The organism is Lelliottia nimipressuralis (assembly GCF_004115925.1).
In the GTDB taxonomy this organism is placed as follows: domain Bacteria; phylum Pseudomonadota; class Gammaproteobacteria; order Enterobacterales; family Enterobacteriaceae; genus Enterobacter; species Enterobacter nimipressuralis.
Genome location: NZ_SDDX01000051.1, coordinates 1 through 633, shown reverse-complemented (window position 1 = coordinate 633; position 633 = coordinate 1). Strand labels below are relative to the sequence as shown.

The 633-nt window shown below is 61.9% G+C and carries 1 protein-coding gene and 1 pseudogene; both read right to left on the bottom strand.

Annotated elements, in window-relative coordinates; genetic code table 11:
- Positions 1-261: pseudogene (locus ETG88_RS22130) on the bottom strand (sugar kinase); the annotation flags it as partial.
- A partial coding sequence (locus ETG88_RS22125; protein WP_206732587.1) for a class II fructose-bisphosphate aldolase occupies positions 261-633 on the bottom strand: 373 nt, incomplete at its 5' end. The pseudogene ETG88_RS22130 and the gene ETG88_RS22125, both read right to left, overlap by 1 nt.

Here is a 633-nt window from a genome sequence, read left to right as displayed (position 1 = left end):
CCGCTGGCGGTTGACGTGGTACTGATCGAGCATGGCCAGAATGTAGTCCCCGTCGCTGTCGTCACCAATCAGCCCCACCGCCTGCAGCGGCAGGCCGACGTGCATTTTGGCGAGCGTCAGCAGGACGTTCAGCGGCGCGCCGCCGGTGGCCCGTTCGCTATGAATAATTTCCGCCAGCCAGCCGCGCTCCGGCCACTGCACAATCTGATGCACGTGGTCGACGAGCATATTCCCTGCAGCGATAACGCCCCGGCGTACCATCAGGCCCTCCCCGCGCTACCGAAGATGCGCATTTGTTCTGATACGGTGTCGGTAATCGCCTCTTCAATGCCCAGCAGCAGTTCGGCAAATTCGTCGTAAATCGGCTGACGATGGGTGATCCGCTGCTCGACGGAGGCCAGCGCCGCCTGCGACATCCCGGTGTAGAAATTGATTTTGTGAATGCCCAGCTCAATCGCGCGGCGGAAATCGGCGTCGCTGATCCCGGAACCCCCGTGCAGCACCAGCGGCAGGCCGGTTTGCAGGCGGATCGCATCAAGCCGCGCGAAATCGAGCTTCGGCTCGCCTTTATATTTGCCGTGCGCATTGCCGATGGCGACGGCGAGCGCGTCAATGCCGGTCTGATCGACAAAA